Consider the following 18453-nt stretch of genomic DNA (forward strand, 5'->3'; position numbering starts at 1 on the left):
TCCCGCTGGGCTGCGAAGCAGCCCCAAAACAGCCAAATGCGCTTCTTCCTGGAAAACCGCATCAGCCGGATAAGGGCCGCTTCGCGCCCCAGCGGGAGCAAGCTCCCTCGCCACAAAAAGCAGGGCGTACGCGCAATAGGTTCATTAGCACAGTAGAATTGGCGGTTCTGCGTACCGCCATCCTGTCTTGAGCGGTCACCCTCTTTTTTTACGGAGATCGCCTTGCGTCTGTTTCACACCTCCGACTGGCACCTTGGGCAAAACCTGCACGGCCAGGAACGCGACTTCGAACACGCCTGCTTCCTCGACTGGCTGCTGGGTCAGCTGGGCCTGCACCGCCCTGATGTGCTGCTGATCGCCGGCGATATCTTCGACACGGTCAACCCACCGCTCAAGGCCCAGGAGCGGCTGTATGACTTCATCATCAGCGCCCACGAGCAAAACCCCGCGCTGACCATCGTGATGATCGCCGGCAACCACGACTCCGGCTCGCGTATCGAATTGCCGGCGCCGTTGATGCGCCGCCTGCGCACCCACGCCCTGGGCCGGGTGTTGTGGCTGGATGACGGGCAACTGGATGTCGAGCGGCTGCTGATTCCATTGCCCGGCGCCGACGGTGACATCGCCGGCTGGTGCCTGGCCCTGCCCTTCCTTCGCCCGGCCGAAGTGACCGGCGCACAACTGGGGGACGATTACCTGCGGGGCATCGGTCAGGTGCATGAATGGCTGATCGCTGCCGCCAACGCCAAGCGCCAGCCGGGCCAGGCGCTGGTTGCCATCAGCCACGCGCACATGGCCGGCGGTTCGGTGTCGGAAGACTCGGAGCGCAGCCTGATCATCGGCAATGCCGAAGCACTGCCCGCCAGCCTGTTCGACGCCAGCGTCAGCTACGTGGCCCTCGGTCATTTGCACAAACCCCAGCGGGTAAATGGCGAGGAGCGGATTCGCTACTGCGGCTCACCCATTCCGCTGTCATTCTCGGAAATCGGCTACCAGCACCAGGTCCTCGACGTGCAGCTGGACGGCGAAACCCTGGTCAGCGTCGAATCCCGGCTGATCCCCCGTTCGGTCAACCTGCAACGCCTGGAAGCCGCGCCCCTGGCCGACATCCTCAAACAACTGGGCGACCTGCCCGACATCGACCTGCTGGCCGAAACCCAGCGCCAGCCGTGGCTGGAAGTGCGGGTGCGCCTCGACGAGCCGCAACCCGACCTGCGCCAGCAAGTGGAAAATGCCCTGCAAGGTAAGGCCGTGCGCCTGGTGCGCATCGCTGCCGAATACGCCGGCAGCGGCAGCCGCGAAGACAGCCAGGAAGACCGCCTGATCGAACTCGACCAGCTCACCCCCCAGGAATTGTTCAGCCGCGCCTGGCAGGAAAGCTACGGCAGTGAGGTGGACGAACAGACCCTGAAGGACTTCGCGGTGCTGCTCCAGGAAGTGCAACAGGAGGGCGAACAGCCATGAAGATCCTCGCCATTCGCCTGAAAAACCTCGCCTCCCTGGCGGGGCCGTTTGAAATCGACTTTACCGCCGAGCCCCTGGCCAGCGCCGGGCTGTTCGCGATTACCGGGCCCACCGGCGCCGGCAAAAGTACCCTGCTCGATGCGCTGTGCCTGGCGCTGTTTGGCGCCGTGCCCCGCCTGGGCGATACCGGCCAGGCAAAAATGCCGGATGCCGACACCGATATTTCCATCGGTGACCCACGCACCCTGATTCGCCGGGGCACCGGTGGCGGTTACGCCGAAGTGGATTTTGTCGGCGTCAGTGGCCGTCGCTACCGCGCCCGCTGGGAAGCCAACCGCGCCCGGGACAAGGCCAGCGGCAAGCTGCAAGCCAGTCGGCAAAGCCTGATTGACCTGGACAGCGAGCAACTGCTGGCCAGTCAGAAAACCGAATACAAGACCCAGCTGGAACTGGCCCTGGGTCTGAACTTCGAGCAGTTCACCCGCGCCGTGTTGCTCGCCCAAAGTGAGTTCAGCGCGTTCCTCAAGGCCAACGACAACGAGCGCAGCGAACTGCTGGAAAAGCTCACCGATACCGCGCTCTACACCCAACTCGGCCGCCGCGCCTTCGACAAGGCCAAGGACGCCCGGGACGCTCACAAACACCTGCAAGACCAGGCCACCGGCGTGACCCCGCTGGCCCCGGAAGCCCGCGCCGAGCTGGACGAACAACTGGCCGCCGCCCAGCAGCAGCTCAAGACCCGGCAGGCGCAACTCAAGCAACTTGAGCTGCAGCACACCTGGCTCAAGGAACTGCGGGAATGGCAGGAACGCCAGCAAGGCGCCGTCGAGCAACTGCAACAGGCCCAGCAACACTGGGAAAGCCAGGGCCCGCAACGCCTGGACCTCAGCCGCCTGGAACAACTGGCGCCGCAACGTCACCACTTCGCCCGCCAGGCTGAACTGACGACGCAACTGCAGCCGCTCGCCGCACAGATCCAGCAGCACCTTGAGCAACAAGCCGCACTGCACACTCGCCAGACTCAGTTGCAACAGCAACAGACGGACGTGCACGCCGCCCTCGCCCAGGCGCTGAAGCAACAAGCCGATGCCGTGCCCCTGCTGCGCCAGGCTTTCGAGGAGCAAACCACCCTCGCCCACCTGACCCGTGAGCTGGCCCGGCGCAGTGAAGAAAAACAGCTGGGCGAAGCCGCCTGCGTGGAAGGCCAAGCGACGTTGACCGGCCTGCTCGACAAGCAAAAGGTTGTCGCCGAACGCCTGAACCGGCTGGCCGCAGAGCTTGAACGCAGCGCCGCCCTCGCGCCCTTGAGTGACGCCTGGAGCGCCTACCGCGACCGCTTGCAACAGCTGATGCTGATCGGCAATCGCCTGAATAAAGGCCAGGGTGAACTGCCGCAACTGGAAGAACGCGCCACCCGTCTCGGTGAAAAATGGACCGAGCAACGTGAAGCCCTCGACCTGCTGTACCACGAAGCGGGCGCCGAGCCCCATGCGGTGGCCGAGCAGATTCAGTTGCTGGGCAGCCTGCTTCAGGACAATCGCAAGCAACATCGGGCGTTTGAAGACCTGGCGCGGCTGTGGGACAGCCATCAGCAACTGGACAACCAAAGCCAGGCCCTGACGCAAAAGCAGACCCTCGCCCAGCAACAGCGCGAACAGTTGAACCAGAGTGGCTTGCAGGCCAAGGCCGAGCTGGCCGTCGCCGAACAGACCCTGACGGTCACCAAGCAACTGCTGGAGCGTCAGCGCCTGGCCCGCAGTGCCAGCGTCGAGGAATTGCGCGGCCAGCTTCAGGACGATCAACCCTGCCCGGTGTGCGGCAGCGTCGAGCATCCGTATCACCAGCCCGAAGCGCTGCTGCAAAGCCTGACGCGGCACGACGAAAGCGAAGAAGCCAACGCGCAAAAAGCCGTCGATGTGCTCAAGGAAAAACTCACCGAGCTGCGTGGCGAAGTGGGCGGCCTGATCGCCCAGCAGAAGGAGTTCCTGCAACAGCAGGAGCAGCTCGCCAGCCAGTTGCAGGCCCTAGTGCCAGCCCTTGAAGCCCATCCGCTGTCCGCCTCGCTGTTCAACCAGGACGCGGCCAAGCGCGATGCCTGGCTCGCCCAGCAACTGAGCCAGCTCAGCCAAAGCCTCACCCAGGACGAACAACGCCAGGGCGCCCTGCTCAACCTGCAACAAAACGCCGGGCGCATGCAGCAGCAACTGCAAGCCGCCCAGGACGCCAGCCAACAGGCCCGCCAATTGCTGATCGACCAGCAGCGGGAACTGTCCAACGACCGCGAACGCCTGGACGAAGAACTCCAAGCCTTCGCCAGCCTGTTGCCGGCCGAGACCCTCGATGGCCTGCGCAGCGAGCCGGCGGCGACCTTCATGTTGCTCGACCAGCAGGTCAGCCAGCGCCTGGAGCAACTGGATAACCAGAAAGAAGAACTGGCCGAGCAGCTACAGCGCCAGCAGGCCATCGACAAAGAACAGGACCGCCAGCAACATCGCCAGCAGCAGTTGGGGACCTTGCAAAAACAGCTCGCCGAACAAAGCACCCTGCAACAGGCTGCCGAGGAAAAACTCGCCGGCCTGCTGGGGGAAAACTCCAGCGCCGAACACTGGCAGCAGCAACTGGACCAGGCCGTCGAGCAGGCGCGACAGCATGAGACCGAGGCCAACCAGCAGTTGCAGGACACCCGCAACCAACTGATCCAGCTGGCCGCCGACCTCAAGTCGCTGCAAGAGCGCCAACAGTCTCTGGATGCCGAGCATCTGGTCCTCACCACGCGCCTGAGCGAATGGCGCGCCCTGCACCCGGAACTCGATGACGCCGGCCTGGCACGCCTGGTGGCCTTCGATGAGCCGCAGGTGGCCGAGCTGCGCCAGCAACTGCAACACAGCGAAAAAGCCATCGAGCAGGCCAAGGTGTTGCTGCAGGAGCGCGAACAGCGGCTCAAGGATCACCAGGCGCTGCACAACGGCAACCTTGAAGCCGGGCAACTGGACAGCGCATTGGCCGAGCTCAACGCCGCGCTGGCCATTGGTGAAAAACACTGCGCCGAACTGCGCGCCCAACAAGCCGATGACCAGCGTCGCCAGGATGCCAACCAGGCGTTGGCAGCCGAGATCGCCAAGGCTTACGAAGAGTGGCAACGCTGGGCACGCCTGAATGCACTGATCGGTTCGGCCACCGGCGATACCTTCCGCAAGATCGCCCAGGCCTACAACCTCGACCTGCTGGTGCACCACGCCAACGTGCAACTGCGCCAACTGGTGCGCCGCTACCGCCTGAAACGCGGCGGCAGCATGCTGGGTTTGCTGGTGCTCGACACGGAGATGGGCGACGAACTGCGCTCGGTGCACTCGTTGTCCGGCGGCGAGACGTTCCTGGTGTCATTGGCCCTGGCCTTGGGCCTGGCGTCGATGGCGTCGAGCACGCTGAAGATCGAGTCACTGTTTATCGATGAAGGGTTTGGCAGTCTCGACCCCGAATCCCTGCAACTGGCGATGGACGCCCTCGACGGCTTGCAGGCCCAGGGCCGCAAGGTGGCGGTGATTTCCCATGTGCAGGAAATGCACGAGCGGATTCCGGTGCAGATTCAGGTCAAGCGCCAGGGCAACGGCTTGAGCACCCTGGAGGTCAAGTGAGCGACGTGGTGCTGTATTCGTTCCGCCGCTGCCCGTATGCCATGCGGGCGCGGATGGCCCTGCGGTACTCGGGGGTGGCGGTACAGACCATCGAGGTCAGCCTCAAGGCCAAGCCGGCTGAGATGCTCGCGTTGTCACCCAAGGGCACGGTGCCGGTGCTGAGTGTGGAGGGCCGGGTGATCGATGAGAGCCTGGCAATTATGCGTTGGGCGCTGGCGCAGCATGATCCTGAGGGGTGGTTGCTTGAGGATGATGGGGCGACGCAGGCGCTGATTGACGAGAACGATCAGGGCTTCAAGTATCAATTGAATCGATACAAGTATGCCGAGCGTTATCCGGAGCAGCCGATGGAGGTTTATCGGGCCGAGGGTGAGGTGTTTTTGTTGAAGCTGGAGGGGTTGCTGGCTGAGCGAGAGTATTTGCTGGCCGGGCACTTGAGCCTGGCGGATGTGGCACTGGCGCCGTTTGTGCGGCAGTTCGCCCATGTGGATCGGGAGTGGTTTGCCCAGGCGCCGTATCCGCGGTTGCAGGCGTGGTTGCAGCGGTTTCTGGAGTCGCCGTTGTTTGTCGCGGTGATGGCAAAACCCCAGGCTTAACACGATTAATGTAGGAGCTGGCTTGCCTGCGATAGCGGTGCATCAGTCGACCAATCTGTTACTGATAAACCGCTATCGCAGGCAAGCCAGCTCCCACATTTGATCTTCAGCGTTTGATGAAACTAACGCTCAGTTCTGGATTTTGTGGTCCAGCGCTGCGTAGAAGTTGGCGCTTTGTTGCAGGTATTTCTGGGTGTAGGCACTGGTGCTGGTTTTTTTGCTGCTGATCTCGACGCTGGCGCTGGCAGGCAACGCAACAGTGGCGGAAACAGCAGAAGCGGCGATGATCGAGAAGAGATTGAAGTTCATGTCGGTAACCCTTGTGTTCGGTTGGCTGGGTGGCCTGTGCTGGCCTTGGAACCAAACTTACGCCCGAGGGGTTAGCCTTAGAAATTCATTGAACCACTAGCCGCTATTAATACGATTAATACAAGGGGTCAGGCCCCGCATGGCGGGGCCTGTGGCTTAGTGTCGCACCAGGAACTTGAGGTCGCTGGGGGCATCAATCGCCAGTTTCTGCACGGTTTTGCCCAACAGGCCGGTCTTGGGGTCGCGCTCGACGACCACAATCTCGTTGCTCTTCTGGTTGGCAATCAGCAGGAACTTGCCGCTGGGGTCCAGGGCGAATTCCCGGGGATGATCACCTTCCACCGAGCGGCGCTGGATCTCCTTCAACTGCGCGGTGGCGGGGTCAATGGCAAACACCAGCATCTGGTTGGCGGTGCCACGGTTGCTCACGTAGAGGAACTTGCCGTCGCTTGAGGTGTGCAACGCGGCACCAGCCTTGTCGGACACCGGCTGGCCGTCCGCAAAGTTGACCAGTTGCTTCTGGGTCAGCTTGCCCTCGTTGTAGTCGAACACCGCCACTTGCGCGCTCATCTCGGTGGTCAGCCAGGCGTGCTTGCCATCCGCGGTGAACAGCAGGTGCCGCGGGCCGCTGCCCGGAGGCAGTTGCACAAACGCAGGGTCGGCCGGGGTCAGCGGCAGTTCATGGTTGGCCTTGGGGTCGTAGTGGTAGGCAAAGATCTTGTCCGCACCGAGGTCCTGGACAAACACGTATTTGCCGTCCGGCGAAGACACCACCGAATGCACATGGTTGGACGCCTGGCGTTCAGGATTGACCCGGCTGGCCGGGTGCCCGCTCAGTTGCACCGGCGGCGACAGCTTGCCTTCGGCGTCCACCGGCAACACCGCCAGGCTTCCGCCCGGGTCTTCCAGCACCGAATAGTTGGCCACGAACAAGTAGCGCCCGTCACTGGCCAGGCTGGAATGGGTCGGCTCGTTACCGAGGCTCTGCACCTGGTTGATCAGGGTCAGTTGATGGTTTTTCGGGTCGATGCTGTAACTGCTCACGCGCCCTACCGGGTCTTTTTGCCCCGGGCCGTTTTCATTCACCACAAACAGGTGCTTCTGGTCTTTGGACAGGGTCAGCCACGACGGGTTGGCCGCCTTGGCGGCGAGCACCGGCTGGCCGCTGAACTGCCCGGTGCGGCTGTCGAACTGCAGGCGGTAGATACCTTCGCTGGTGCCGGCGGTGTAGCTGCCCACCAGCAATTCAAAGGTGTCTACCGGCGCGGCCTGGACCGACATCGCACCTACGCTGCCGGCCATCAGCAGGGGCCAGAATTTACGCATCATCATCCGCTTCATCCTCGTCATTATTGTTGCCGGTAACGCCGCTCATGCAGACCAGGCGGTGTTCGCCCGAGTCACCGGTAAGGGTCCAGCTTTGCAAGGTTTGATCAAAGGTCGCCGCCTTGACCTGCTCCAGGCTGAAACTCCAGCGCTTCTCGGCACGACCGTCCATGCAGATGATCAGTAACTTCTGGTCATCCAGGCTGAAATCGAAGGTATGCAGGCCATCGATTTCGACCATCTGGCAGTCTTCAAACGCGTTGAGCAAGGTAGCGGTGTCGGCAGTCATAACCATCAATCATCAAGAGGAAAGACCTCATGATAGGTCAAATCGTTGCATCGGCCTAAGCCCGCGCAATGCAAAACGCCGTGGCACAGGCCACGGCGTTTTGGCAAACAGCGATGGATCAGTGGGCAAACAACGAATTGCCCTTCTGCCCCGCCAGCTTCTCGGGTTTGATCAGGAAGCGTGCCAGCGCCGGCAACAGCCACAGCGCGCCGAACATGTTCCACAGCAGCATGAAGGTCAGCATCAGGCCCATGTCGGCCTGGAACTTGATGGCCGAGAAGATCCAGGTGCACACGCCGATGGCCAGGCACAGGCCGGTGAACAGCACGGCTTTACCGGTGGACTTGAGGGTCTGGTAATACGCTTCCTGCAACGGCAGGCCGGCCCGCAGGAAACTCTCCAGGCGGCTGTAGATGTAGATGCCGTAGTCCACGCCAATCCCCACGCCCAGCGCCACCACCGGCAAGGTCGCGACCTTGACGCCGATGCCCATGAACGCCATCAGCGCGTTGCCCAGCACCGAGGTCAGCACCAGCGGCAGCACGATGCACAGGGTCGCCGCCCAGGAACGGAAGGTGATCATGCACATGGTGGCCACGCACAGGTACACCAGGATCAGGATGGTCAGCTCGGATTCCTTGATCACCTCGTTGGTGGCCGCCTCGATCCCGGCGTTACCGGCGGCGAGGATGAATTCCAGGCCGTCCTTGTTGTTCTCCCTGGCGAAGTCCTGCACCGCATGCACCGCGCGGTCGAGGGTCTCGGCCTTGTGGTCGTTGAGGAACACCAGCACCGGCGCCAGGGAACAGTTGTTGTTGTACAGGCCATCGGCGCGGGCGATGGAGTTGTTCAGCACGTCAGGGTTGCGCGACAGGGTTTCCCATTTCAGGTTGCCCTCGTTCATGCCCTTGATCATCTGCTTGGACACGGTCACCAACGAGATGGCCGATTGCACGCCCTCGGTGTTCTGCATCTTCCACATCAACTGGTCGATGGGTGCCATGGCTTCATAGCGCGAGCAGCCTTCCGGCGGTGTCTTGACCATCACCACCAGTACGTCGGAGCTGGTGGAGTAGTTGCTGATGATGAAGTTGTTGTCTTTGTTGTAGCGCGAGTCCGGGCGCAGCTCCGGCGCGCCCTGGTCGAGGTCGCCGATTTTCAGGTTCTGGCTGTACCAGAGGCCGCCACCGAAGGCGACCAGCGCCAGGGCGATCGACACCGGGGCAACTTTGGGGCTGGCGAACTTCGACAGCAGGCGCCAGAACGGGTGTTCGCGGTGCGCATCCTTCTTGCTCTTGGCGATGGCGCGCTTGCTGATGCCCACATAGGAGATCGCCACCGGCAGCAGGATCAGGTTGGTGAACACGATGACCGCCACCCCCACCGAGGCGCCGATGGCCAGTTCGCGGATCACGCCGATGTCGATGATCAGCAGGGTGATAAAGCCGACCGCATCGGCGAGGATCGCGATCATGCCGGGCAGGAACAGCTGGCGGAAGGTACGCCGGGCAGCGGTCAGGGCGTTGTCGGCATCACTGGATTGCAGGGCGATGCCGTTGATCTTCTGCACGCCGTGGGAAATGCCGATGGCGAAGATCAGGAACGGCACCAGCATCGAGTAGGGATCCAGCCCGAAACCCAGGGCATGCATCAACCCAAGCTGCCAGATAACCGCCACCAGCGTGGTGCTCAACACCGCGACGGTACTGCGCAGGCAGTTGGTAAACCACAGCAGCAGCACCAGGGTGATGACGAAGGCGATACCGAAGAACATCACCACCATCACCAGGCCGTCGATCAGGTCGCCCACCTTCTTGGCAAACCCGACGATGTGGATCTTGACGTTGGGGTTCTGCGCTTCGAACTTGTCGCGGATCTTGTCTTCGAGTTCATGGGAGAACTTGCGGTAGTCCAGGGCCAGCAACTTGCCCTGGTCTTGCGGGTCCGGGTAGGACTCCAGCAGCGGAATGTCGACGATGCTCGACTTGAAGTCGTTGGCCACGAGGCGCCCGACCTGCCCGGACTTGAGCACGTTGTTGCGCAGCTGATCGAGGCTTTCCGGCGAGCCGTTGTAGCTCTGCGGGATCACTTCACCGCCGGCAAAGCCTTCCTCGGTGACTTCAGTCCAGCGCACGCTGGGACTCCACAGGGACTTGAGCCCGGAGCGGTCGACGCCGGAGATGTAGAACACCTCGTCGTTGATCTGGCGCAGGGTCTCCATGTACTCCTTCGTGAAGATGTCACCGTCCTTGGCTTCCACCGAAATGCGCACCGTGTTGCCCAGGTTCGCCAGGTCGTTGCGGTGTTCCATCATCTTCTCGATGAAGGGGTGCTTCAGCGGGATCATTTTTTCGAAGCTGGTGGACGGGCGAATCAACGTCGCCTGCCAGAACAGGAAAATGCTCACCAACAGGCAGAGGGTGATCACTGCCGGGCGGTTATTGAAAATCAGGCGCTCGAGAAACGTGGCCTTGTCGTTGTGATGACTGCTCATGCTGTCCCCGCCTTCTTATTGTTTTATCAGCTCGGCACCGGTCGGCGTTGCGACGCGAACGCCACCCTGCCCCACCAGAATCAAGTTGCCGTTGCCCGCCGCCGTGACCGCCGACAGCGAAATGCGGTCCGGGCGATTGAATACGCTGAAGGTCAGGCCGTCGTCGTGGCTGACCACCACGCTGCCGCCGTTGCCCACCACCACGATGGAGCCGTCGTCCAGCAGGGTCGCCCCCGACAGGCCGAACTCCAGCGCGCCACGGGTGGCGTTCAACTCCACCGGCTCCCAGGTGCTGCCAAAATCCGTGGAGCGAAACAGGTTGCCGCGCAGGCCGTAGGCCAACAGGGTTTGCGCCTGGGCGGTGCCGATCACGCCGAACAGCGAACCCTCGTAGGGGCCTTCGAGTTTTTCCCAGGTTTGCCCCTCGTCAGGGGAGCGGAACATGCTGCCCTGCTCGCCGACGATAAACAGCCCGGCGTCTTTGACGTGGGCGATGGCGTTGAGGTGGTATTGGTCTTCGTTGTCGAGGCGGTCGCTGACGTCGTCCCAGGTTTTGCCGCCGTCGGTGGTTTCGATCAGCGCACCATAGGCGCCCACGGCAAAGCCGTGGCTGGCGTCCTTGAACCAGACGTCGAGCAGCGGCGCTTCGCGCTTGAGGTCCTGGAATTGTTGGGTCCAGGTCAGGCCGCCATCGGTGCTGACGAGGATCTGTGCGTCATGGCCCACCGCCCAGCCGTGTTGGTCGTCGGCGAAAAACACCGCCGTCAGCAGTTGCCGGGTGGGCACTTTGGCTTGGGTCCAGGTGGCGCCCTGGTCGTCGGAATAGAGAATGTGCCCGCGATCACCGACCGCCACCAGGCGTTTGCCTGCGTGCACCACGTCGATCATCAGGCTTTTGGCAGCCTTGGGGGAATCAATGGCAAACACCGCGGCGGCGGTGGTTTCGGTGGCGGCGTGGGCGGGTGTCGACAACGCGACAGCCCCCAGCAACGAGAGCGCTGTGGCCAGCAATGCGACCCTGCGCGTGGCCTTCGGGCGGAAAAACACCACACCCATGACAGGCTCACTCATAGACCTTTCTCCCATTTATTATTGTTAGGTCGTCTTGCCGTTCGGAGCCCTGAAACCTGCAATCTAGAGCGCCTTGGGGAAGCTGGGCCATCCTAGCGGGCTTTGGAATCGTCTGACAATCGGCGCTACGTTATGTTTTGTTAACTGGAGGCCGTTAAGCCGGTGCTGAATGTAACGTTATCAGCAGCGGTGATTCGTGGAGGGGGCTGTTGTGGCGAGGGAGCTTGCTCCCGCTGGGCTGCGCAGCGGCCCCAATATCTTGGGAGTGCTTCGCACTCCAGCGGGAGCAAGCTCCCTCGCCACGGAGTGCAGTGTGACCTTCGGTAATGAATTTTTATTCTATCTATTGAATATTGGGAATATTTATTCCATAAATAGGCTTCTGACAACAATAATTCGAAGGAACCTGGCGATGCGCGAACTCGGAATCGGCCTGATTGGCACAGGCTTTATGGGGCGTGCCCACGCCCTGGCGTTCAATAACGCGCGGGCGGTGTTCGAGCTGCCGGTGAAGCTCACCCTGGCCGCCCTGGCCGATGCCGATACCGAACGCGCGACCCGTTGCGCCGCGGACTGGGGGTTTGCCCGGGCCCATGGCGACTGGCAGCAATTGATCGACGACCCCAAGGTGGATGTGGTCGCCATCACCACCCCCAATCATCTGCACTACCCGATGGCCATGGCGGCGCTGGCGGCGGGCAAGGCGGTGTATTGCGAGAAACCGCTGGCGGTCAGCCTGGAGCAGGCGAGCGCCATGCGTGATGCCGCACGCAAGGCCGGCGTGGTGACGCGGGTGGGTTACAACTATCAGCACAACCCGATGATTGGCTTGGCCCGGCAGTTGATCGACAGCGGTGAGTTGGGGGAGATCATCAGTTTCCAGGGGGAATTCAGCGAGGATTTCATGGCGGATGCAGCGTCGCCCTGGTCGTGGCGCTGTGAGGTCGGGCATGCCGGCGGTGCGTTGGCGGATTTGGGCAGTCACTTGCTGTCCATGGCGCGCTATTTGGTGGGGGATGTGCTGAGTGTGTGTGCCGATACGCAGACGGTGCATGGGCAGCGACCTGCCACCGCCGGGAGCGAGACGCTGCGGGAGATTGCGGTGGATGATCAGGTGCATGCGTTGTTGCGGTTTGCCAACGGGGCGCGGGGGACGGTGAGCAGTAGTTGGCTTAAGCATGGGTATAAGAACCACCTGAGCTTTGAGATCAGTGGCACGCGGGGCACGCTGTTGTTTGATCAGGAGCGGTTGAATGAATTGCAGTTGTTCCGGGTTGGGCAGGAGGGGTTTCAGCGGCTGTTGGCGGGGCCTTCGTTGCCGGGGTACGCGGCGTTCAGCCCGGCGCCGGGGCATCAGCTGGGGTACAACGAGTTGAAGACCCTGGAGGTGCATGAGTTGTTGATGGCGTTGGCTGGCAAGGGCAGCGACGGGACGGATTTTGCGGCGGCGTGGGAGGTGGAGCGGCTGGCGACGGCGATTCGCCTGGCGGCTCGGGAGGAACGCTGGGTAAGGATTGAGGAGGTCTGAACTTGTAGAGGATTAAATGTGGCGAGGGAGCTTGCTCCCGCTGGGGCGCGAAGCGGCCCCAAAAAATGGGCCTGCTGCGCAGTCCAACGGGAGCAAGCTCCCTCGCCACAGGTTATGTGTAAGCCATCAGGTTCGGGGGCGGCGCATCAGGCGGTACGCCGCCGGGATGACGAAGAGGGATAACAGTGGCGCGGTGAGCATGCCGCCGATCATGGGCGCGGCAATCCGGCTCATGACTTCGCTACCGGTGCCGCCGCCCAACAGGATCGGCAACAACCCGGCGATGATCACGGCCACGGTCATCGCCTTGGGGCGCACGCGCAGTACGGCGCCTTCGGTGATGGCGTCCAGCAACGCCTGGTCCCCTTCTCCCTGGCGTTCAGCCCAGGCGTTTTTCAGGTACAGCAGCATGATCACGCCGAACTCCGCCGATACCCCCGCCAACGCAATAAACCCGACACCGGTGGCCACCGACAAATTGAAGCCCAGCCAGTACAACAACCACACCCCACCCGTCAGCGCGAACGGCAACGTGGCGAGGATCAGCAGCGCTTCATCCACCCGGCGGAACGTCAGGTACAGCAATACGAAGATGATCAGCAAAGTCGCCGGCACCACCAGTTTCAGGCGTTCATTGGCCCGCTCCAGGAACTCGAACTGCCCCGAATAGCTGAGGCTCATGCCCGGTTGCAACTGCACCTGCCGGTTGATCGCCTCACGCAAGTCCTTCACCACCGACGCCAGGTCGCGGTCGCGCACGTCGATGTACACCCAACCGGAAGGCCGGGCGTTTTCGCTCTTGAGCATGGGCGGGCCTTCGGTGACCTTGATCCTCGCCACGGTGCCCAAGGTGATCTGGCTGCCCGACGGCGTATAGATCGGCAGGTTGCCCAATGCGCTCACCGAGTCGCGCCACTCCTTCGGGTAACGCAGGTTGATGGGAAACCGCGCCAGCCCTTCGACCGTCTCGCCGATGTTTTCACCGCCAATCGCCCCGGAAACGATGGACTGCACGTCGTTGATGTTCAGGCCATAACGGGCGGCCGCCGGGCGGTCGATATCCACGTCGATGTAGCGCCCGCCCGTCAGGCGTTCAGCCAGGGCCGAGCTGACGCCGGGCACCGTCTTGGCGACCTTTTCCACGGCCTGGGTCACGGCGTCGATCTGCATCAGGCTGGTACCTGCGACCTTCACGCCAATCGGGCTCTTGACCCCGGTGGCGAGCATGTCGATGCGGTTGCGGATCGGCGGAATCCAAATGTTGGTCAGCCCCGGCACCTGCACCACTCGATCGAGTTCCTTCACCAGTTTTTCCGGGGTCATGCCCGGGCGCCATTGGTCTCGCGGCTTGAACTCAATGGTGGTTTCGAACATTTCCAGCGGCGCCGGGTCGGTGGCGGTTTCCGCGCGCCCGGCCTTGCCGAACACATGGGAAACTTCCGGCACGCTCTTGATCAGGCGGTCGGTACGTTGCAACAAGGCACCGGCTGTTTGCGTCGACAACCCCGGCAGCGCCGAAGGCATGTACAGCAAGTCGCCCTCATCCAGCGGCGGCAGGAATTCACCGCCCAGGTGCGACACCGGCCACAGCGCACTGGCGACCATTAACAACGCCACCAGCAAGGTTATCCGCGGCCAGCGCAATACGGCTTCCAGGGCCGGCTGATAGAGCCTGATCAGGCCGCGATTCAGCGGGTTGCGTTGCTCGTCGGGAATGCGCCCGCGAATCCAGTAACCCATCAGCACCGGAATCAGGGTCACCGACAACCCCGCCGCTGCGGCCATGGCGTAGGTCTTGGTGTAGGCCAGCGGCCCGAACAACCGGCCTTCCTGGGCTTGAAGGGTGAACACCGGGATAAACGACAAGGTGATGATCAGCAGGCAGAAAAACAGTGCCGGCCCCACTTCCACCGCTGCATCGGTGATGACTTTCCAGTGTTCTTCACCGTTCAATTCCTGGTTCGGATGCGCGTGGTGCCAGGCCTCGATCTTCTTGTGGGCGTTCTCGATCATCACCACCGCGCCATCGACCATCGCGCCGATGGCAATCGCAATCCCGCCCAGGGACATGATGTTGGCGTTGATCCCCTGGAAACGCATCACGATAAAGGCCATCAACACCCCCACCGGCAACGAGATGATCGCCACCAGAGAGGAGCGCAGGTGCCACAGGAAGATCCCGCACACCAGCGCCACCACCAGGAACTCCTCCAGCAGCTTGTGGCTGAGGTTGTCCACGGCGCGGTCGATCAGTTTGCTGCGATCGTAAGTGGTGACGATTTCCACGCCGGGCGGCAGGCTGGTTTTCAGTTGCTCCAGCTTACTCTTCACCGCCGCGATGGCCTCGCGGGCGTTCTTGCCACTGCGCAGGATCACCACGCCGCCCACCGCCTCGCCTTCACCGTCCAGCTCGCTGATGCCCCGGCGCATGTCCGGGCCCAGCTGGATCGTCGCCACGTCCCCGAGGGTCACCGGCACGTTGTTGGCGTCGAGCCGCAGGGGAATGGCGCGGAAGTCCTCCAGGGTTTTCAGGTACCCGGAGGCGCGCACCATGTATTCCGACTCGCCCATGTTCAGCACCGAGCCGCCGGTTTCCTGATTCGCCTTGCCGATGGCCTCCACCACTTGCGCCTGGGTGATACCGCGACTGGCCAGGGCCAGCGGGTCGATCTGCACCTGGTATTGCTTGACCTGGCCGCCAATGGTTGCCACTTCGGCGACGTTGGGCAGGGTCTTGAGTTCGAACTTGAGGAACCAGTCCTGCAACGAGCGCAACTGCGCCAGGTCATGTTTTCCGGTGCGGTCCACCAGGGCGTACTGGTAGATCCAGCCGACACCGGTGGCATCCGGGCCCAGCGCCGGCTTGGCTGACGCCGGCAAGCGCGCCTGCAATTGGCTCAGGTATTCCAGTACCCGCGAGCGCGCCCAATACAGGTCGGTGCCTTCGTCAAACAGCACGTAGACGTAGCTGTCGCCGAAGAACGAAAAGCCCCGCACGGTCTTCGCCCCCGGCACCGAGAGCATGGTGGTGGTCATCGGGTAGGTGACCTGGTTCTCGACAATCTGCGGCGCCTGGCCCGGGTACGGCGTGCGGATGATCACCTGCACATCCGACAGGTCCGGCAAGGCGTCCACCGGCGTGTTCTGGATCGACCACAGACCCCAGGCCGTGACAAACAGCGTGGCCAGCAACACCAGAAAACGGTTGGCCACCGACCAGCGAATCAACAGGGCGATCATGGCCGGGCTCCCGGTTGCAGGCTCATGCCGTCCATGGAGGCATCGTTTTTAAAACCGTCGGACGCCGGAGCGGTAATTCCCTTCAAACTTGCTTCAGAATCCAGCAGAAATTGACCCGAGGCGACCACCTGCTGGCCTTCCTGCAAGCCGGCGACGATCACGCTCTGGTCCTGGTTTTCCGCGCCCACCTGGACCTCCACCGGGCGGTAACGTCCGCCCTCCTCGGCCACCATCACCAGCACGCGTTTGCCGGTGCGAATCAGTGCCTCGCTCGGCAGCAACAGCACCGATTGGCCGGTGGATTGGGCGAGGCGCACCTGGGCGGTCATGCCAGGCCGCAACCGGCCGTCAGGGTTGGGCAACTCGACCCGAACCTGCACGGTGCGGCTGTCCAGAGCGGTGGCCGGCAGAATCGCCGCGACGGTGCCTTTAACGACTTGCCCCGGCAACCCGACAAAACGGCTCTCGACGGTTTGCCCAACGGCCAGCTCTGCACCCTGGGCTTCAGGCACGGCGACTTGCAGCCACACGGTGCCCAGGCCATTGACCTGCGCCAGGGTTTGGCCGGCCGCGACGGTCATGCCTTCGCGCACGTCCAGGGTTTGCAACGCGCCGCCCAACGGGCTGGTAATGGTCATCACCGATTGCACGCGGCCGCTGCGCTCCATTTGCGCGATCAACCCGGCGGGCATGCCGCTCAGGCGCAGGCGTTGGCGGGCGGCGGTCAACAGGCCGGGATCGCTGTGGCGCAGGGCCAGGAACTCTTCCTGAGCGGCGGCCCATTCCGGCACCAGAATGTCGGCGAGGGGCGCGTCAGCCTTAAGCACATCACCCGGTGCGCGGGCGTAAACCCGCTCGACAAATCCCGCAGCGCGCGCCTGCACCACCGCCACATCGCGGTCGTTGAAGGCAAGAATCCCCGACAGTTCAAGGCTCGACGCCAACACGCCACGACTGACACTCGCCAGCCGTACGCCGATGTTCTGGGTCAGGCCCGGATCGATACTGATCGCCGCCGTATCCGCAGCCGCGCCCTGCTCGCCGCCATAACGCGGCACCAACTGCATGTCCATAAAGGGCGACTTGCCCGGCTTGTCGAACTTTTGCTGCGGGTACATCGGGTCGTACCAGTACAGCGCCTTTTTCTCGTCCGGCGCCTGCATCGCGCCGGTCATGGCCGGTTTCTGTGCCAGCCAGTAGCCGCCACCCAGCCCCAACAGCAACACACCGCCCAGCAGCGCCGCGTTCACGATTCGGTTATTCATTGGCGGGTTCCCCGTAAGCGAAATACAGCTGGGCGCCGGTCAGGGCGCGCTGCTCAATGGCATCAATCTGTTTGAAGCGTGCCTCGACCCACTCGCGGCGGGCGCTGACCACGTTCATCAGGTCGCCCTTGCCCGCGCGGTAACCCGCCAGGCTCAAGGCAACCTTCTCCTCGGCCAGCGGCACCAGGCTGTCCTGGCTGCGCTGCACGGCGCGGTCCAGGCGCTGATAGTTGGCCAGGTCGTCTTCGAGTTCCTGGGTGTGTTCACGGGTCTTGGCTTCGCGCTCGGCGTCCAGTTGGTCGAGTTGAGCCTGCTTGGCGGCGATGCCGGGGTTCTGCCGGCGACCGGGGAAGATCGGTAGGTCGAAGGTGAATTGCAGGCTGACCATGTCACCGTATTCGCGGCCACGGTGCTGGTAGTCCACCTCCCAACTCCAGTCCGAAGTCTTCTGCGCCTTGGCCTCGTTCAGCCGGGCTTCGGCCTCGCGGGTACGCGGCACAAAGGCTTGCAGCTCCGGGTGCTGGTGCAGGTTGTGGGTGAAGCCGTGGGTGTCGATTGTCCAGTTCGGTAACTGGCCACTGGGGGCTTCGCTGGCGGCGGGTCCGATCCAGCGCTTGAGGGCGGCGCGGGCCTGGGCCCGTTGCTGGGTCAGCTCATCTTCGCGCTCGGCAAGGTCAGCGGCTTCCTGCCGGGGGATCACGGCGTCGGACGGCTGGCCACGGCCACCGGCCAATTGCGCCCGCACGGTGTCTTGCAGCAGGCGATTCTGCTGATAGAAGTCCTTGAACAGTGCTTCCTTGCGCTCCACCGCATAGGCGCGAATCCACGCCTGGGCAGTGGCCTGGCGCACGTTCAGGCGTTCGATCCGGCCTTCGGCGGCCGCCGTATCCACGCTGGCCGAGGCCAACTCCACCCGCGCCTTGCGCTTGTCGCGGCTGGGCACTTGTTGCTGGATACCGATCATTTGCTCGGTCATGTCATCGCCATACAGCGTGCCGCGATTGGGCCCGCCAATGGGGAAGTTTTGCAGGCCCACCACCAGTTTCGGGTCCGGCAGTTCGCCTGCCGGAATCGCCGCCTGGGTGGCAGCCTGCAATTTTGCGGATTCAGCCGCCAGCGACGGCGCGTTGTTCTGCGCCAGGCGCAGGGCTTCATCCAGGGTCAGCGCAGACGCCAGCGTCGGCCACGCCAGCACGCCCACCACCAGGGCACGCACGCATAGGGAATTCATCTTGA

General features: G+C 62.9%; 12 protein-coding genes. 4 read left to right on the forward strand and 8 right to left on the reverse strand.

What is annotated here, in order from left to right:
• Positions 1 to 222: 222 nt before the first annotated feature.
• From HKK54_RS31200 to HKK54_RS31210, 3 genes are read left to right on the forward strand one after another with little or no spacing between them, the layout of a single operon-like run.
• Positions 223 to 1464, forward strand: coding sequence for an exonuclease SbcCD subunit D C-terminal domain-containing protein (locus tag HKK54_RS31200; protein ID WP_010172331.1), 1242 nt, complete (start codon positions 223 to 225; stop codon positions 1462 to 1464).
• A complete protein-coding gene (locus HKK54_RS31205) occupies positions 1461 to 5099 on the forward strand; it encodes an AAA family ATPase (RefSeq protein WP_169388980.1) in 3639 nt (1212 codons plus the stop codon). The genes HKK54_RS31200 and HKK54_RS31205 overlap by 4 nt, the downstream gene beginning before the upstream one ends.
• Positions 5096 to 5695: a glutathione S-transferase gene (locus HKK54_RS31210; RefSeq protein ID WP_169388981.1), complete on the forward strand. Its 600-nt coding sequence runs from the start codon at positions 5096 to 5098 to the stop codon at positions 5693 to 5695. The genes HKK54_RS31205 and HKK54_RS31210 overlap by 4 nt, the downstream gene beginning before the upstream one ends.
• Before the next feature lie 129 nt (positions 5696 to 5824).
• Here the strand turns inward: HKK54_RS31210 and HKK54_RS31215 are convergent, their stop codons facing one another.
• The 5 genes from HKK54_RS31215 to HKK54_RS31235 form a co-directional block, all read right to left on the reverse strand.
• Positions 5825 to 6004 carry a hypothetical protein gene (locus tag HKK54_RS31215; protein ID WP_003211212.1) on the reverse strand — a complete coding sequence of 60 codons (180 nt, stop codon included), beginning with the start codon at positions 6002 to 6004 and terminating at the stop codon, positions 5825 to 5827.
• Positions 6005 to 6160: 156 nt separating this feature from the next.
• On the reverse strand, positions 6161 to 7336 hold the full coding sequence (locus HKK54_RS31220) for a lactonase family protein (RefSeq protein WP_010172340.1): 1176 nt from the start codon (positions 7334 to 7336) through the stop codon (positions 6161 to 6163).
• Entirely contained in the window at positions 7323 to 7619 is a 297-nt protein-coding gene (locus HKK54_RS31225) for a DUF5629 family protein (RefSeq protein ID WP_010172342.1), read from the reverse strand. The genes HKK54_RS31220 and HKK54_RS31225 overlap by 14 nt, the downstream gene beginning before the upstream one ends.
• A 118-nt stretch (positions 7620 to 7737) precedes the next feature.
• Positions 7738 to 10113 carry an efflux RND transporter permease subunit gene (locus HKK54_RS31230; RefSeq protein WP_010172344.1) on the reverse strand — a complete coding sequence of 792 codons (2376 nt, stop codon included), beginning with the start codon at positions 10111 to 10113 and terminating at the stop codon, positions 7738 to 7740.
• Between the two features lie 15 nt (positions 10114 to 10128).
• Entirely contained in the window at positions 10129 to 11169 is a 1041-nt protein-coding gene (locus HKK54_RS31235; protein ID WP_237151101.1) for a WD40/YVTN/BNR-like repeat-containing protein, read from the reverse strand.
• Positions 11170 to 11596: 427 nt separating this feature from the next.
• On the opposite strand from HKK54_RS31235, the gene HKK54_RS31240 reads away from it, so the two are divergent.
• Positions 11597 to 12712: a Gfo/Idh/MocA family protein gene (locus HKK54_RS31240; protein ID WP_169388983.1), complete on the forward strand. Its 1116-nt coding sequence runs from the start codon at positions 11597 to 11599 to the stop codon at positions 12710 to 12712.
• Positions 12713 to 12838: 126 nt separating this feature from the next.
• Here the strand turns inward: HKK54_RS31240 and HKK54_RS31245 are convergent, their stop codons facing one another.
• From HKK54_RS31245 to HKK54_RS31255, 3 genes are read right to left on the reverse strand one after another with little or no spacing between them, the layout of a single operon-like run.
• Positions 12839 to 15952, reverse strand: a complete 3114-nt coding sequence (locus tag HKK54_RS31245) for an efflux RND transporter permease subunit (protein WP_169388984.1) — start codon at positions 15950 to 15952, stop codon at positions 12839 to 12841.
• Positions 15949 to 17217, reverse strand: a complete 1269-nt coding sequence (locus HKK54_RS31250) for an efflux RND transporter periplasmic adaptor subunit (RefSeq protein ID WP_169388985.1) — start codon at positions 17215 to 17217, stop codon at positions 15949 to 15951. Before HKK54_RS31250 ends, HKK54_RS31245 begins: the two co-directional genes overlap by 4 nt.
• Entirely contained in the window at positions 17210 to 18448 is a 1239-nt protein-coding gene (locus HKK54_RS31255) for a TolC family protein (protein ID WP_169388986.1), read from the reverse strand. Before HKK54_RS31255 ends, HKK54_RS31250 begins: the two co-directional genes overlap by 8 nt.
• Between the last annotated feature and the right edge of the window lie 5 nt (positions 18449 to 18453).

This window comes from Pseudomonas sp. ADAK13, assembly GCF_012935715.1.
Lineage (GTDB): Bacteria > Pseudomonadota > Gammaproteobacteria > Pseudomonadales > Pseudomonadaceae > Aquipseudomonas.

Coding starts and splice junctions, on each gene's coding strand:
- HKK54_RS31205 (WP_169388980.1), top strand. CDS start 1,461: ATGAAGATCCTCGCCATTCGCCTGAAAAACCTCGCCTCCCTGGCGGGG.
- HKK54_RS31215 (WP_003211212.1), bottom strand. CDS start 6,004: ATGAACTTCAATCTCTTCTCGATCATCGCCGCTTCTGCTGTTTCCGCC.
- HKK54_RS31220 (WP_010172340.1), bottom strand. CDS start 7,336: ATGATGATGCGTAAATTCTGGCCCCTGCTGATGGCCGGCAGCGTAGGT.
- HKK54_RS31225 (WP_010172342.1), bottom strand. CDS start 7,619: ATGACTGCCGACACCGCTACCTTGCTCAACGCGTTTGAAGACTGCCAG.
- HKK54_RS31230 (WP_010172344.1), bottom strand. CDS start 10,113: ATGAGCAGTCATCACAACGACAAGGCCACGTTTCTCGAGCGCCTGATT.
- HKK54_RS31235 (WP_237151101.1), bottom strand. CDS start 11,169: ATGGGTGTGGTGTTTTTCCGCCCGAAGGCCACGCGCAGGGTCGCATTG.
- HKK54_RS31240 (WP_169388983.1), top strand. CDS start 11,597: ATGCGCGAACTCGGAATCGGCCTGATTGGCACAGGCTTTATGGGGCGT.
- HKK54_RS31245 (WP_169388984.1), bottom strand. CDS start 15,952: ATGATCGCCCTGTTGATTCGCTGGTCGGTGGCCAACCGTTTTCTGGTG.
- HKK54_RS31250 (WP_169388985.1), bottom strand. CDS start 17,217: ATGAATAACCGAATCGTGAACGCGGCGCTGCTGGGCGGTGTGTTGCTG.
- HKK54_RS31255 (WP_169388986.1), bottom strand. CDS start 18,448: ATGAATTCCCTATGCGTGCGTGCCCTGGTGGTGGGCGTGCTGGCGTGG.